Annotated in this window: 17 protein-coding genes and 1 tRNA gene; 5 read left to right on the top strand and 13 right to left on the bottom strand. The window is 52.2% G+C overall.

From position 1 onward, the window contains the following. Positions 1–17 precede the first annotated feature (17 nt). The 10 genes from LG374_RS03835 to LG374_RS03880 all read right to left on the bottom strand — a co-directional run bounded on the left by LG374_RS03835 (position 18) and on the right by LG374_RS03880 (position 10,638). Entirely contained in the window at positions 18–1,154 is a 1,137-nt protein-coding gene (locus LG374_RS03835; RefSeq protein WP_225756471.1) for a PilW family protein, read from the bottom strand. 17 nt (positions 1,155–1,171) lie between these two features. Then, complete coding sequence (gene pilV / locus LG374_RS03840) at positions 1,172–1,732, bottom strand: type IV pilus modification protein PilV (protein WP_225756472.1); 561 nt, start codon at positions 1,730–1,732, stop codon at positions 1,172–1,174. 11 nt (positions 1,733–1,743) lie between these two features. Then, the gene (locus LG374_RS03845) at positions 1,744–5,295 is read right to left on the bottom strand and encodes a PilC/PilY family type IV pilus protein (protein ID WP_304518571.1); all 3,552 of its coding nucleotides are present in this window, start codon (positions 5,293–5,295) and stop codon (positions 1,744–1,746) included. A gap of 696 nt (positions 5,296–5,991) precedes the next feature. Beyond that, positions 5,992–7,437 carry an aminoacyl-histidine dipeptidase gene (locus LG374_RS03850; protein ID WP_225756473.1) on the bottom strand — a complete coding sequence of 482 codons (1,446 nt, stop codon included), beginning with the start codon at positions 7,435–7,437 and terminating at the stop codon, positions 5,992–5,994. Positions 7,438–7,469: 32 nt separating this feature from the next. After that, positions 7,470–8,465, bottom strand: coding sequence for a protease SohB (gene sohB / locus LG374_RS03855; protein WP_225756474.1), 996 nt, complete (start codon positions 8,463–8,465; stop codon positions 7,470–7,472). Continuing rightward, complete coding sequence (locus tag LG374_RS03860; RefSeq protein WP_225756475.1) at positions 8,462–9,208, bottom strand: hypothetical protein; 747 nt, start codon at positions 9,206–9,208, stop codon at positions 8,462–8,464. Before LG374_RS03860 ends, sohB begins: the two co-directional genes overlap by 4 nt. Further along, complete coding sequence (locus LG374_RS03865) at positions 9,183–10,043, bottom strand: ABC transporter ATP-binding protein (protein WP_225756476.1); 861 nt, start codon at positions 10,041–10,043, stop codon at positions 9,183–9,185. Before LG374_RS03865 ends, LG374_RS03860 begins: the two co-directional genes overlap by 26 nt. A 62-nt stretch (positions 10,044–10,105) precedes the next feature. After that, positions 10,106–10,276 (bottom strand): 50S ribosomal protein L33, encoded by a 171-nt coding sequence (gene rpmG / locus LG374_RS03870; RefSeq protein WP_006986457.1) that lies wholly within the window; start codon positions 10,274–10,276, stop codon positions 10,106–10,108. Between the two features lie 10 nt (positions 10,277–10,286). Continuing rightward, on the bottom strand, positions 10,287–10,523 hold the full coding sequence (gene rpmB, locus LG374_RS03875) for a 50S ribosomal protein L28 (RefSeq protein WP_115610679.1): 237 nt from the start codon (positions 10,521–10,523) through the stop codon (positions 10,287–10,289). Between the two features lie 39 nt (positions 10,524–10,562). Further along, positions 10,563–10,638 (bottom strand) — tRNA-Phe (locus LG374_RS03880). A gap of 122 nt (positions 10,639–10,760) precedes the next feature. On the opposite strand from LG374_RS03880, the gene nagZ reads away from it, so the two are divergent. Genes nagZ through LG374_RS03900 form a run of 4 tightly spaced genes read left to right on the top strand, consistent with a single transcriptional unit; the run spans position 10,761 to position 13,056 of the window. Further along, positions 10,761–11,768 carry a beta-N-acetylhexosaminidase gene (nagZ, locus tag LG374_RS03885; protein WP_225756477.1) on the top strand — a complete coding sequence of 336 codons (1,008 nt, stop codon included), beginning with the start codon at positions 10,761–10,763 and terminating at the stop codon, positions 11,766–11,768. Between the two features lie 24 nt (positions 11,769–11,792). Next, positions 11,793–12,161, top strand: coding sequence for a peroxiredoxin (locus LG374_RS03890; protein ID WP_225756478.1), 369 nt, complete (start codon positions 11,793–11,795; stop codon positions 12,159–12,161). Positions 12,162–12,163: 2 nt separating this feature from the next. Further along, positions 12,164–12,721, top strand: a complete 558-nt coding sequence (locus LG374_RS03895) for a hypoxanthine-guanine phosphoribosyltransferase (RefSeq protein ID WP_225756479.1) — start codon at positions 12,164–12,166, stop codon at positions 12,719–12,721. Next, positions 12,718–13,056, top strand: a complete 339-nt coding sequence (locus tag LG374_RS03900; protein ID WP_225756480.1) for a hypothetical protein — start codon at positions 12,718–12,720, stop codon at positions 13,054–13,056. Before LG374_RS03895 ends, LG374_RS03900 begins: the two co-directional genes overlap by 4 nt. Positions 13,057–13,118: 62 nt before the next feature. Here the strand turns inward: LG374_RS03900 and LG374_RS03905 are convergent, their stop codons facing one another. After that, on the bottom strand, positions 13,119–13,742 hold the full coding sequence (locus tag LG374_RS03905) for a nitroreductase family protein (protein ID WP_225756481.1): 624 nt from the start codon (positions 13,740–13,742) through the stop codon (positions 13,119–13,121). A 27-nt stretch (positions 13,743–13,769) separates the two neighbouring features. Then, a complete protein-coding gene (locus LG374_RS03910) occupies positions 13,770–14,168 on the bottom strand; it encodes a DoxX family protein (protein ID WP_225756482.1) in 399 nt (132 codons plus the stop codon). A 101-nt stretch (positions 14,169–14,269) separates the two neighbouring features. Between LG374_RS03910 and LG374_RS03915 the strand changes: the two genes are divergently transcribed. Further along, complete coding sequence (locus tag LG374_RS03915; RefSeq protein ID WP_225756483.1) at positions 14,270–15,148, top strand: LysR family transcriptional regulator; 879 nt, start codon at positions 14,270–14,272, stop codon at positions 15,146–15,148. Positions 15,149–15,157: 9 nt separating this feature from the next. Here LG374_RS03915 and LG374_RS03920 read toward each other — a convergent pair whose 3' ends face one another. After that, positions 15,158–15,394, bottom strand: coding sequence for a glutaredoxin family protein (locus tag LG374_RS03920; protein WP_225756484.1), 237 nt, complete (start codon positions 15,392–15,394; stop codon positions 15,158–15,160). Between the last annotated feature and the right edge of the window lie 14 nt (positions 15,395–15,408).

The following is a 15,408-nucleotide window of genomic DNA, read 5'->3' on the forward strand; positions in this document are numbered from 1 at the left end:
CATCCTCAATATTCCCATTACGGGATGTATAAACTATTAGGCATGCTAATTACTTGTACATACCGTTTATAAAGACGAGAATCTCCTCCCGCTCTTGCTTTATCTGCAGAAAATGGAGCTTCTGCAGTGATTGCATTAACGCCTGCCTGACGTGCACAAGTAGGTACGCTAGGCTGTACCTTAGCAAAGGATGCTTCCTTAGTACCATCCATGGGTTCAACTGCAACAATTAAACACACTTCTACACCTACCACACTTGCCCACTTTAAGTCTTCTTCTTCTACTTTTGATGCTGAAAGATATTTTAAAACTTCTCGTCCACTGGTAGATTCACTTATATTTACAGTTTCACCAGCTGGCGTATTGTTGGCGGGAGTTATCAGATAGCGGAAAGTCATTTCCTCAACGCCTTCAATAATACCCTGCCAAGGACCTCCTGCTTCAGAACCTGTACTCGCACTGCTACTACAACCAAAGCTACCTATGCCATTATCTATGCGCACACTGTAACGGTTAACAACCAATCCATTAGGGTCTCCTACTTTCCTGCCGATACAATCTCTACCGGCGCCACTAAGACTGTCAAATTCCTGTCCTTTAGAAGCTAAGGAAGGAGAGGGTGCTGTTTTATTTTTATTCTTAATTTCCTGATTCTTGAGATTATCAGGAGCAACGGTTTGATAACCTATTTGTATGGATTGCCGTACTTGAGGAGTGGTGTTAATACAAGTCGCCAATTCTGTAAGAGACGGTCGTGATGAACCACTAAATTCACCATTACAGCCTAGCAGTGGCACCACTTTACCATTAGTAAATTTTCCTAATGTTGTCGCCTCTTTAAGATTGCCTGTCAAGTTATCTTTTTGCCTCGCATAAATAGCAAGTACATGTGGATCCTCTAGATCAAAAGCACTTTTTGCTGCAGATGCACTGGAAAATGGATCAAGATATCCTGCTTCGTGTAAATCATAGTTTAGCCTTTCCATTACCTGACGAGCTACTTCATCCAGATTTTCCGAGGTAGAACGTCGCTTTGAAGATTCATTGGCAGTAATAAAAAGGGTTGTTAATGCCATTAATAACAGCACACCCAATACCATTGCTACCATGAGCTCTATCAGTGATAGGCCTTTTTGTTTTTTTAATGACTTCATTTTTATAGCATCTCCGTTCATAACGTAAACCATACCCGTGTTCCCTGTACTGGCACATTTTCATCATGACCAGTTTCGGAAACGTGGCTCCACATCACGACGACTTCATATTGGTTGTTCCTTTGTCTGATAATCCCTCTGCCGCCCGGTAATGAACGAATTTCATCTATCCACGCCTTCATATCCTGCTTGGCGTTATTTTCCGCTTCTGTACATCCACTACTGTTCTTGCATCTAAGATTTCCAGTAATGTCTGGCGAACCATAAATTGCATTCAGATTATTATATAATTGATTATAGTCAACATCACCTTGCGGTGCGGTATTTTGCCAATCCAGTAAATAGGTCTCTCGTGCGATACTATTGGCACGCATGGCATCAATAATCTGCTGACTCTTCTGCTGGGCAAACGCTGTAAATTCTGCGGTATCGCCAAAGCGGTTAGCCGTTTGAATCATGGATACACTCATTGCTAAACCTAAGGCAACGATCAACATGGAAATGACAATCTCCAGTAAAGTCATTCCTTTTTGGTGGGTACATGACATACCCACCAATCCTCTTTTTTTAATTTCCATAAACCCCCCTGTTATAACAGGATTTCACGTTTAAGGCCGCGAATAAAGGAAGGATCACCACAACGTTTACCACCCAATGGTTGCACTCGTACAGTACCCGCTCCAGTAGCAGGAGCTCCACCAGTTCCAGGATCTTCCTGGATAGCCTTCAGGTCTCCCCACTTGGACGTTTTAGCGAGACAATCGTTTCTGCCTAGATTTTCACCTGCAGCCTCAAGATCCTCTGCCGCACCCTGCCCTCCTAAGTTGCCATTAACACCTAGCTGCCTTACATTCGGCTCAACTTTTGCGGCATCAATGATATTTACGGCTGAAGTAATAAACCCTTCATCTTTCCCAGAGTAATCTTGGGGTTGACCATTCTCATCAGTAAAGTAACCACCTCTTTTAAGATCCGGACCAGCGCCGGTAAAGGCATTGATTGCCATGGTCCAGCTTGTACCTTTGGTATCTGCACTCGATTCCGATTCATAACAGGTCATTGTTGGATTAGCTTGCGATGGCAGCTTTGTTTCAACTTCTTTCACGCGATAAATCCGGGTAGAAATAAAGGCTGTACTGAGTAGCATACCCGGCTGGGATACGGCTTTCTCAGCTCCTACTAGATAGTCGCCATCTGTAGAGGACGCCTTTAGCAAGATTTTCCAACCTTTATTAACATTTTTATCAAACCCCGCATCTACAATGTAACGTTTATCACCAGATTCGGTAAATGTTTGCGTAAAGAGAGAGCTATTAGTCAATACAGCAGGCGTAGCTACGGTCAGATCATCATAGATACCAGCTATCATCTGTTGATTAGTGTCTTTAAGATCGTGTTTGAAAACATCAGAGCCTGTACCAAAGACAACGACATAATCTTTCTCACTATTACGATAAACAGCCGGAGCAGCAGTAATAGGTTGTCTTTTATCGCCCCTGTAAATCATAACTGCTTTCCAAGCACTGGGCTCACCGCGCAGATCAAAGCGATACAGATTACCGAACTGATCACCAGCATAAGCCACATCAACAACACCGTTAATATCAGTATCTACCAGAAGTGGTGTAGACAATGCTCCCGGACCAACATCGGGACCAGGCGGTACAGAAATTTTCTTCACTAAAGCTCCTGGTTTTGCTCCTTCCGTCAACGATCCAGCTCTAGCATTTAGGCCAAATTCCTGTCCCATCATCTCATAGACATAAAGAGTTGGCGTTTTGTCATAAGCGCTCACGCTGAGATTGGGCGTAAAGTTGCCCGTATTATCATAAGTCCCCGGTCGATAGCCATTAGCAAGGAAGGCATAGACGCGAACGCCTGTTTCCAACTTGGGTTTTTTGATACCTGTATCCCATTGAGTAGCAACTTGCGCAATAGTTGGTGAGCTGACGGTATAGCCCAAGCCATTACTTGCACCTTTTTCGGTTTCCCACATTGGAACGGACGTTTTCCATTGAGCCTGTCCACCTGCTTCCAAGCCTGTACTTCCAGCACCATCACGTTTTTCTCCGGCAATAGACAGCGCATAAGCACCGCGACCGCCCTGTCCCATATTGCCCATCATGACATATTGCTGTTTAAAGCCACGTGTTTTGGCTGTCAACAACCAGCTGATACCGCCATTATTCAGATACAGGTGTGGTTGCTGGACATTTTCTTTGCCATAGCCATCTTCGGCGATGAGTGGTAGCGTTTTGCCTACGGTCAGGCTGTCATCGCTACTTTCACGCTGCATTCCTGCTGGCAAATAATTTAACTTGAGTGCGTACGGTGCCGTTACCCCTGTGCCTGCGGTAGATTCAAAAATATAAGTCATGCCATCATTAGCAGCGGTAATGACATATTTTTGCTTACCCGCAACGTCTTTGCCTAATGCAATAGTCGGCGTCCCCAAGACATCACCCATTTGTCGTTGCATATCAGTCGCTGCATCTGTACGGACACGGTATGTCGTGATTCGACGTGGTGTAATATTTTTGGCCGCATTCTGAATTTGCTTATCCGTTTTACTTGGATCTCGCAGTATCCATGGCACAAAAGCATCGCGGAATTCCTGTTCGGATGTCAGCGCAAAATCGACTCTGCGAGCAGTATCAGTGGCAGTCAGCCAATAGATACCACTGCCATCAGTTTTGCCATTATTCACCAATACGACACGATCATCATATTTAGCCGGCTCAGCTTTTTTAGTTGTATCAATCGCCGTACCATTAGCGTTGAAGAAGTTAAACAGCAGGACACTCGACCATTTATCGGTATCAATTGATAAGCTTGCAGCGATAGCGGCAATACTGCTACCTGATACCGATGGGGTGGACGTCGAACGGGTATTTACCGGTACCGTTGTAATTTCGCTAGTAATCTCTTGCAAAATTTCGTCAAAGATAGATTTTAGTCTACTACCATCGTTCGTTTCATAGTAACAATTAGGACAACTTGCTGCACCACGCAAGTAGGTTTTCCCTTCCGACGATAAATCATCGCCAAAGCCGACCGCAAAAGTCTTGATTGTTTGATTCGGATATTTGGGGTCATTCCAATCCCCCCCCTCGGCATCTTTCCGGTCATTAGGCATATCGTCTCTACCGTTTGCCCCAATAATATCCTTAGTTGCCAGCATACGACTGAATAAGCCTATGCCATTCCATTCATAACCTCCGTAGTTGGTCCAACCACGATAAGGATGGTACCAGGAATAATATCCGCCTGAGTTGGGTGGATAATAGTAATACCAAGGGCCACCATCCCTATCACCCCATTTGCTAAATGTCCCATAGTAATCTTTTTCCCATTGCAAAAAACCTGTGGCATTTTTATATTCCCGTTCATATGTATACCCCGGAATTTCATCCGTGTTGGCATCGCCATCAGACAGGACAACTATATAATTCTTCTGACAACGATACTTAATATTTTTCCTAATTTCTCGAATCGCACGAACATAACGATCCGTCGTCGGTGTATCCAGATAAGGAGAAAGTGAGCTAACTAAATCCCGTACATCCACTGCGTTATGCCTGAATCCAGTGAATGTAGGGATTTCCGTAGTCTTCCATCGGTCATCAGCCGAATCCATCCATCTACCCCAATCCGGGAATCCATTCATTACAAAACGTCTTTCCGTACCCCATAATGAATAAATGCCCCAATTTACCTTGCCCACATACTTCGGATTATCCAGTATGGCATGCATTCCATCAATGGCAACCTGCATCCGGGTTTCTTGCCTGAAGGTATAAAAATTTCTAGCCCCATTCTCAGTCTTACCCGTTAGATAGTTAGAGTTCATAGGATAATAAAACACAGCAAAGCATTTCTTTTTATTCCTTCTATTGTATTCCACGCTCCATGTACATCTATCTTGTCGCGCCCAATGTTTATAATACTGGCCAGGATACCAAGCAGCAATTGTTTGCTGCATACTGCCCGAATCATCAATAAAAAATATGATATTAGCAGGTATACCTTGTGCACCATTCTTAACCGAGTACGTATTAAATTGTGGCGGGCGCGGCAGGAAGGGAGAGGTTCGCGCATCAGCAGTGACGGCGGGAGTAGGTGTTGGTGTTGTTTGCGCCATGGCATATTGCTGGCAGGCTACGCCCACGACCGTGGTCAGTAATAGCGGACGAAGAGGAATTCCCATTTTTCTCTGTGTTTTCATCATGTGCTCCATGTTTTTGGTGCCGCATAGGTTGTCACGCGGCAAGGTGTGTATTCAAAGTATCAAGCAAGAATGGTGCCAAGGATTTTCTTGTTTAATTTCAAATAATTAGACAATTGTTTTGCTAGCTGTAGCGAATGTTCGCTATCGCTAGGTTTTATCAAGAAATATGTATATCAAATTGATTTTCAAAAGAAAGATTACGTTTAAAAATCTTATATCAAGGTGGCGTTGATATGGTTCCTGTTCCATAAGACGCAATAGCGATTCCATGTAATCTATTGAAAATATTATTTTTATCCCAAGAAAGTTCGCTTGCATCTCACAACATCAACCGTCTCCCCTTCTACTTACGCGGCGTTTTACATCCCCACGAGCGGGCAGATAATTGCAAAATGTGGCCATAATTTTACGCACCAGTGCTAGATCCCGTTATGACATCCAGGTCTTTTTGAACAACGTTTTATCTGTTCCAAAATCCTCACCTTCCTGCCCCGCAAGGAGGTTATACCAATCCCGGAAAATCATCTAAGTGTGTTGGCACAGCGCACCGTGCTATTCGTACTGCCTTCTCACCTTAATTTTTGGGATTGGTATGACAACTAAATGTTGTTATTGACTTTGCAAGAATGCTCGCAGCCAGCGGTTACTGCGCTCCACGCTAGCGATATTGACTTTTTCGTTCGGCGAGTGTGGCGAGACAATGGTCGGGCCGAAGGAGGCCATTTGCCAGTGCGGGTATTTGGTGAAAAGAATGCCGCATTCAAGACCGGCGTGTACGGCTTTGACCGGCATATTGTCGCCGTAGATGGTCGCGCCAATTTTTTTCAGTTTTTCGACGAGGTCGGAGTGCGGCAAGGGTTGCCAGCCAGAGTACGCGCCGCTGTATTCACTGCTGCCACCCGCAAGGCTGACGAGTTGTGCAATACGCGCGGCAAGATCATCGCGGGCACTATCCACCGAAGAGCGCAACATGCAGCTGATATGCAAGGCATCGTCCCCGGTTTTGGCAACGGCGAGGTTGTTAGAGGTTTCAACCAGACCAGGGATGTCAATGCTCATGCGATCCACGCCGTTGTGCAGGTTACGCAGGACGCTGATGACTTGAGCCGTGCTTTTTTCGCTGAGGGCGCGGCTGATGGTTTCGGCTGGTTCGAGGCTGATGTGCAGGGTTTGGTCTTCTGGGGGCAATTCGTTGCGGATGTGTGCGGTCAGTTCTTGCAGGTTTTGTTGCGCAGTGGCGAGGTTGCTGCCGTTCAGGGTGATGAGGGCATCCGCTTCGCGCGGAATGGCATTGCGCAGGTCGCCGCCTTCCAGATTGACGATGCGCAGGGCGTTGGCCGCGTCATCCTGCAAGGCTTGCAGGGCGCGGGCGAGGATTTTGATAGCGTTGCCGCGTTGCAGGTGGATTTCTACACCGGAGTGACCGCCTTTGAGGCCACGCACATGCAGGTGGTAGCCTTGCCCAGCGAGGGATTCGTATTGCAGCGGCAGGGTGTAGTTGCCGTTGACGGCACCGGCACAGCCGATGCAGAGTTCGCCTTCGTCTTCGTAGTCGAGATTAAGCAGGATGCTGCCTTTCAGCCAGCCCGCCCGTACTTCCTGCGCGCCTTCGAGGCCGATTTCTTCACTGGCGGTGAAAAGGGCTTCCAGCGGCGGGTGGCTGAGGCTTTTATCCGCCAGCACGGCCAGAATCATCGCCGCGCCAATGCCGTCATCAGCGCCAAGGGTGGTGCCATCGGCATGAACCCAATCGCCGTCCACAATGGTGCGGATAGGATCTTTGCTGAAATCGTGGCTGGAATCTTTGTTTTTCTGCGGCACCATGTCGAGGTGCGCTTGCAGGATGACGCCCGGCTCGTTCTCGCGCCCCGCGCTCGCCGCTTTACGCACCAGGATGTTGCCGCGCTCATCGCGTTCAGCTTCGAGGCCGAGGCGTCCCGCTTCGTCGAGGATGTATTGTTCGACGGCTTCTTCCTGGTGTGTGGGGCGGGGAATTTGTGTCAGCTGGTGAAAGTATTGCCAAACCGCACGGGGCTCGAGTTCGGTTATGTTCATGACAGTTCCTTTTTGTGTGTGGGAAGGGAGTGTCAGCGGAGGCGCGCTTTCAGCGGGCGGGCGCTGATGTTGCCGAGAAAGCGCTGTTTGAGTCTGTCGTACCAGCGCTGTTTGCTTTTTTCTTCGAGTTGCAGCAGCTGGTGGCTGTGCAGGTGGGCGAGGATGTAATCATCGCTGGTACCGACGGTATCAATCAGGCGGTTTTCCACGGCTTGTGCACCATACCACGTTTCCCCGGTCGCCAGCGCGTCGATATCCAGCTGCGGGCGGTAGGTGTGAATGTGCTGTTTGAAGAGGTCATGGGTGACGGCGAGTTCGTGGCGGAATTGTTCGCGGTCGGCTTCGCTATTTTCACCAAAGACCGTCAGGCTGCGTTTGTGTTCACCGGCAGTGTGTTCTTCGTAGCGGATGCGGTGCTGTTTGAGCAGTTCGTTGAAGTTGGGTAATGCGCCAACGACGCCGATGGAACCCAGGATGGCAAAGGGTGCAGCGATGATTTCGTTTCCGATGCAGGCCATCATGTAACCACCGCTGGCGGCAACTTTATCTACGGCGACGGTGAGCGGGATTTGCCGCGCGCGCAGCCGGGCCAGTTGTGAAGCGGCAAGTCCGTAGGCGTGTACCAGTCCGCCGCCACTTTCCAAGCGCAAGAGGACGCGATCTTCGGTGCTGGCGACCTGGATAACGGCGCTGATTTGTTCGCGCAGTTGGGCGACGGCGGAGGCTTCAATGTCGCCATCGAAATCCAGGACGAAGATGCGCGGTTTTTGTGTCTCTGCTTCGTCCTTTTCAGCCTGTTTCTGTGCTTTTTGTCGGGCTTTCAGGGCTTTTTTGTCGAGCAGGGCTTCGTAGAGGAGCTCTTGCTGTTCTTCGTAGTATTCGTTCAGCGAGCGAACTTCGAATTTGTCTTCGTCATCATCGTTATCCCGCTTGGCGGCGGCAATGCCAAGGACGGCTAACAGCAGGCAAATCAGGATAGTCAGTGCCTTAGCCAGGAACAGGCTGTATTCAAGAAGAAAGGTCATCATCGGGTATCTCGTGTCCAAAGGAGGGGCATCAGGGTGATAAAGAGCAGGCTGTGTATGGCGATGTATATCAGCGTCTGCACGGTGACAATGCCGCGATAAAGCAGGCCGAGGTGCTCAAAGGGCGAGAGCCAGCGCAGGATTTGCACCAGCCACGGCGGGTTGGTCGTCAGTACGGGCAAGAGCCACAGCAGCAGCCAGATGAGTGCCAGCAGTAATGAAGCGGGCAGCGGCTGTTTCTGCGAGGCGGATATGGTGAGCGAGAGCAGGGCCGCATAAAGGGCAATGAAGATTTGCGCCAGGAGCAGCGCCAGGAGCAGCTTGCCATCCCACAGGTTGCTGCGTGCGATCCAGGCAACGGTCAGCCAGAACGGCAGGGTAAGCAGGGTAAGCGCACTCAACAGCACGACGGTTTTGCTGACGAGCAGACGAGGCAAGCCGCCACGCACACCACGCAGTAATACGTCGGTATGCCAGAGTTTTTCGCCTGCAAGACTGCGGGCGCCGAAGTAAATTGTCCACAGAATCATCAGCCATTGCATCAATTGCGCCGCACTACCAAGCAGGGTTTCCGTCGCTCCGCGCCGGTTTTCCAAGCCTGCCAGTTTAGGAGCGATCGCTTGGTATTCCACTAGGCCACTAGCGAGATACAGGCCGAGCGCCAGCCATGATGCGGTAAGGGCGGCAAAGAAGGCCGGTGTCGCCAGCAGGCGGTATTCTTTATGTAACAGGCTGCGCCACAGCATTGAGTTTTTCCTGAAAAGCTTCGCGTGGATATGCGGGATAGTATGCACAGATACCGGGATATGCAGCGAGGCGCTGCCACAGTGATTGACGAGCGGCATCACTACCATCATGGGCAAAAGCGGCAAAGCGTCCATCCAATAGTGTTGGCTGAGGTAATGCCTGTGCCTGTGCGGTGTCGTCGCAAGCGACCCATAAATGGGGACCATCCACACGCGGGATAGGTATTTCCTGCAAGATTCCGTTATGCAAGTAATAAACGCGGTGTGCGGTTGCCAGCACTTCGTCCCAGTCATGACTGGTCATCAGTACGCAGCAGCTGTCTGCCAGACCAGCTAAAAGTGGGCGCAGCAGCAGACGCTGATCACTGTCCAAACCATTGGTGGGTTCATCTAAAACGATTAGCGATGGCTTATGAATTAGCGCTTGTGCCAGACCAACCCGTTGCCGGTAGCCGTGCGATAACTCACAGCAGCGTTTATGCGCCACCGCTTGCAGACCGCAGCGTTGCACGACATCAGTCAACGCAGCTTTACTGTCACGCACACCATGTATCTGCGCACACATCTGTAAAAATTCGCGTACCCGCCATTGCGGATAAAGAGGTGCCTTATCCGGCAAATAACCCAGCCAAAAAGCGGGCAAGCCTGCTTGATAGTGAACACTGCCAGCATCCGGCGTCAGTGCACCCGTCAAGATTTCCAGTAACGTAGTTTTACCTGCACCGTTACCACCAATCAGTGCAACCACTTCACGAGGGTGCAATTCCAATGACGCATCGCGCAGGATTATTTGTCTGCCACGTCGTAAAGCGAGGTGTTGAGCAGAAAGAAGCATACGGGGTAAATATAGGCTATAAAAAAACCCGCCAGCGCGGGTTTCTTGAATAGGTGCCGCGATTACTTAATCTTGGCTTCCTTATACATAACGTGTTTGCGTGCTACCGGATCAAATTTCTTAATTTCCATTTTTTCCGGCATGTTGCGTTTATTCTTGGTCGTGGTATAGAAGTGTCCGGTGCCTTCAGAAGAAACGAGGCGGATTTTTTCACGAGCGGTTTTCTTGGCCATGTTTTACCCCTTACACCTTTTCGCCACGTGCACGAATTTCTTGCAGAACCGCATCAATACCTTTTTTATCAATGATGCGCATACCGTGGGTAGAAACTTTCAATTTAACAAAGCGGTTTTCACTTTCAACCCAAAAGCGGTGTTCTTGAATATTGGGGAGAAAACGACGTTTATTTTTATTATTTGCGTGGGAAACGGTGTTGCCGACCATCGGCTTTTTACCGGTCACCTGGCAGATGCGGGACATAGCCGGACCTCATTCAATCTTTGAAAATACGGAAAATGGTGGTGGCCAAGGGCGGAATCGAACCACCGACACGCGGATTTTCAATCCGCTGCTCTACCAACTGAGCTACTTGGCCGTGGAAAGGACGCGCATTAAACAGGAAATCACGGAAACGGTCAAGCACTATTTACGCCATTTGTCTCAATCCGGACATTTGCACCGCCATGTTAAAATCACGTTATTTATTTCGGAGCAGACATGAGCGCAGTCATCATCGGCATTGCAGGCCCTCAGCTACAACCCCAAGATACCGCACAACTGAAGCAACCTGCCTGCGCGGGCGTGATTCTGTTTAGCCGTAATTACGAATCGCCGCCACAATTGCAGGCACTCTGCACCGCCATCCGTGATACACGCCCAGACTTGTTATTGTGTGTTGATCACGAAGGCGGGCGTGTACAACGCTTCCGGGCAGGATTTACCGCCATTCCCGCTGCGGCTGCCTTTGGCCACTGTTTCGACCACCGGCCGTTGCTTGCCTGCCAACTGGCTGAGGCAGCGGGAACCGTTATCGCCTATGAGCTGCGTCAGTACGACATCGACTTCAGCCTTACCCCCATTCTGGATCTTGCCGACCCTGTCTCGACGGTTATTGGCGACCGTGCCTTTCACGCCAATCCTGCCGTCGTCGCTATCCTTGCCGATGCCCTGCGACGCGGTCTGCACAAACTTGGCATGGCGGCTGTCGGCAAACACTACCCCGGTCACGGCCGGGTGAGCGGAGATTCGCACCACACCCTGCCGCACGACCTGCGCGATCTTGCCGAACGCGAAGTCGATCTTTACCCCTTCCTACATCAAATCGAAAGCGGTATCGAAGCACTGATGCCTGCGCACATCGTCTATCCGCACATTGACGAACGCCCGGCTGGATACTCGCCACAGCACATTGCCGCGTTACGTCACTACGGCTTCGACGGTGCCATTATCAGCGACGACCTTGACATGGCTGGCGCACAGGGTATTGCCGATCCTGGCGAACGCATCCAGGCCGCTCTTACTGCCGGTGCCGATGTGACACTGATGTGCAACGACCTTGCCGCAATCCGTCAGGCACTGAGCCGCGACTACCACCTGCCCGACGCTGCCAACAGCGCACGCCGTCTCGCCGCCCTGCGCGCCCACCCCATCGACACCGCATCCGCCGCCGCACACTACCGCGCCGCGCAGGAACTGCTGCAAGCTCACGCCGCCGACCTCGTATAATGCGCGCCTGACCCGGAGTCCCTAATGGCAGAAAAACTCGTCATCATCATCCTCAATAGCAACCCGCAAAACGGCGCCGAAATCCTCGAACCCGTCTATCACGCGACTATCGCCGCTTCCATGGATTATCACACCGAAATCATCCTTGCCGGTCGCGCGGGCGAACTCGCCATCCGGGGCGTTGCCGACAAAATCGAATCACCGCGCAAAGCCGGCGAGACCCTTTATGACCTTATCAAAGAAGCCTACCAGAGCGGCGTCGTCATCAAAGCGAGCAAATTTGTCGTGCAAAAATGGGGCGATAACCTCATCGCCGAAGTGAGCGAAGTCGTCAGCGGTGGTTACATCGTTGGCGAAATCATGAACAGCAACACCACAACCCTAAGCTACTGACCATGCAACACCTCAGCAACCAAGAACTTGAAAACGTCCTGCGTAACAGCGAATGCCTGATTGACAGCGGTCGCATCAACGCCGCCTACGACCACCTCGCTGCGCAACTCAACCTGCACTACGCTGGCCTCAACCCGCTTATCCTCATTGTCATGAACGGCGGTCTCATTCCGGCGGGTCAGCTACTCACCCGCCTCTCCTTCTTCCACCGCATGGACTACCTGCACGCCACCCGCTACCGCGACAACGTCGGCAGTGGCGACCTCATCTGGAAAATGCGCCCGTCTGCGCCGATTGCAGGCGAACACATCCTGCTCATCGACGATATTTTTGATGAAGGCATCACCATTAAAGCCATCATTGACGAACTCAAGGCGCAGAACCCGCAAAGCCTGCGCAGCGCCGTACTGCTCAACAAAAAACACGAGCGCAAAGTCGCCGACTACAAACCCGACTTCGTCGGCTGCGAAGTCGAAGACCGCTATATCTACGGCTGCGGTATGGACTATCACGGCTACCTGCGCCACCTGCCGGGCATCTACGCCCTCAAACAGGCATGACGACGCGTATCCTGCTCGCTGCCCTGCTTGCCCTCGGTGGCTGCACCCAAAGCGACTACTACGGCAACTACTACGACAGCAGCACCGTCACCTACGGCATGGCGGGCAACACCATGCGCAGCGAAAACAGCGGCTATTGGCATGAAAGCGGCATGACCACGCCGCAAGCCGACGTCGCCATCTGGAACGACAACGTCCGCATCAATATCGACAGCAACCCGCCGCGCATCGGTCGCCACCGCCGCGCCAACCCCTGCTACATCGAGCGCACCGTTTACCAGCGTGGCCGCCCGATGACCATCTTGCAGCCCTGCGACCAGTCACCTTACTACTGACCATCACGACAGTCGCACACAAAAAAGACGGCGCGAAGCCGTCTTTTTTATGCGGTGAATCCTCACAGCCCATGCACACGCAGGCGCGGCGCGATGTCTTCGTATTTTTTCTCACCTGCCGGGGCGGCAATGCCGCCGAAGACAAGTTCGGCGCGCAGTTGCCAGTCGCCGGGGATGTCCCAGGTTTTCGCTACTTCGGCATCAATCAGCGGGTTGTAGTGTTGCAGGTTGGCGCCGATACCGGCAGCGGCAAGCGTCGTCCAGATGGCGTACTGGTGCATGGCGTTGGCGTGTTCCGCCCAGACAGGGAAGTTGTCGGCATAAGCGGGGAATTGCGCTTGCAGGCCTTCGACGACGCTTTTGTCTTCATAGAAGAGCACGGTACCAGCAGCGGCGCGGAAGCCTGCCAGTTTTTGCGCGGTCGGCGCGAAGTTTTCCGCCGGGACGATGGCGCGCAGGGCGTTTTCGGCGATGTCCCACAGCTTCTCGTGCTCCGCGCCAAAGAGGACGAGCAGACGGGTGGATTGGCTGTTAAACGAGGAAGGCGTATGGCGCAGGGCGTGTTCGATGATGGCGGCCACATCAGCGGCGGGCAACGGCAGGTTGCGGTTCAGCGCGTACACCGAGCGACGCGTTTCGGCGGCTTGTTGCAGGGTTTGGTAGTCGGCTTTTTTGTTGAAGAACATGGTGGTTTCTCCCGGTTGATGAATGACTTAGCGGCGTGATTGTAATGCGTTATCCAGCGACAGACTACCGCCGCCCGCTGCGGCGAAATAGAGGAAGATGAAACTGAACAGCACCGCCGATTCGCCGCCGTTCAGCAGCGGGAAGAGGGCATTCGCCTTGGCATGGAACATGAAATAGGCGACCGCCATTTGTCCGGAAAGGAGGAAGGCAACGGGGCGGGTGAAAAAGCCGAGCAGGAGCAGCGCACCGCCGAGGAGTTCCAGCGCGGCGGCAACGCCGAAGATGCTATTCCAGCTGAAGTGCGCGCCCATGCTGGCATCGGGGAAGGCAAAAACCTTTGATGTGCCGTGCAGGATGAAGAGGTAAGCGCTGACGATGCGTACCAGGGAAAGGATGAGATTTTGATAAGGGGCGAGGAATCGCATGGGATACTCCTGTTGGTTGATGAAAGGCGGCGCAGTATAGGGATTGCTCTTTTCCTCACCTATACTCGCGCCGTTGAAGCAACTTTTCCCGACAGGAAACCATGGATACCCTGACCAGCCTGCACGTCTTCTGCCAAATCGTCGTGAGTGGCAGTTTTACCCGCGCCGCCGACACCCTCGGCATTTCCACCGCAATGGCCAGCAAACACCTGCGCCATCTGGAACAACGCCTCGGCGTCCGCCTGATGCAGCGCAACAGCCGCAGCCTGCACCTCACCGCCGAAGGCGAGGCCTACTACCAGCGCGTGAGCGAGGCGCTGACGCTGCTTGATACTGCCGCCAGCGAGGCGGGCAGCAACCATCCGCAGGGACATTTGCGCCTCACCGCGCCCATCTGGTGCGCGAACCCCGTTTTTGCCCGCTGGATGGGCGAATACCGCGAGCGCTATCCGGCGGTCAGCCTCGACATCATCCTTGATAACGGCATGCGCGACCTCGTCAGCGAAGGTATCGACCTCGCCCTGCGCGTCAGCAAAACGCCTGCGCCAACGTTGGTGGTACGCCCACTCTTTACCGTGCAATTTGTACTGGTGGCGAGCCCCGCCTACCTGCGTCGCCACGGTGTGCCGCAAACCCCGCAGGATGCCGCAGCACATCAGGCCGTGTTGCCGTCATACGCTGATATCAGCGAAATGCCGTACAGCACGGACGACGGCAGCGACACCCTGCAACTCGCCAGCCCGTTGCAAAGCAACAGCACCCTGATGCTGCACCAGCTGCTGCTGGCAGGCGGTGGCATCGGCTATCTGCCGCTGTGGCTGATTGAAGGCGACCTTGCTGCCGGACGGCTGGTGCGCCTCCTGCCCGCCTGCCGTTTCAGCAGCGTCACCCTGCACGCCGCCTACCCGGAACGCCGTCACCTCAGCGCAAAAGTGCGCAGCATGATTGATTTCATCGTGGAAAAAGCGGCAGCGATGTAGCCGCCCAGGTTAATCTGCTGCGGCAGGCGCGCAGAAACGGGCAATATCGGCGGCATCAAAGGGATAAATCAGCTCACGGTCGCGAGCGGGATCGTAGAGGACGGGCACCAGCGTGTCATATTGCGCCCGCAAGGCGGGATCGCGATCGATATTGACGCGCTGGGCGGGCACATTCGCCGCCGCCAGCAGCGCCGCCGCATCAGCACAGAGATGGCAACCCAGGCGGACATAAAGCAGATAAGACATGAACATCACCAGAA

The sequence above is a fragment of the Cardiobacterium sp. Marseille-Q4385 genome (assembly GCF_916618745.1).
Taxonomy (GTDB): domain Bacteria; phylum Pseudomonadota; class Gammaproteobacteria; order Cardiobacteriales; family Cardiobacteriaceae; genus Cardiobacterium.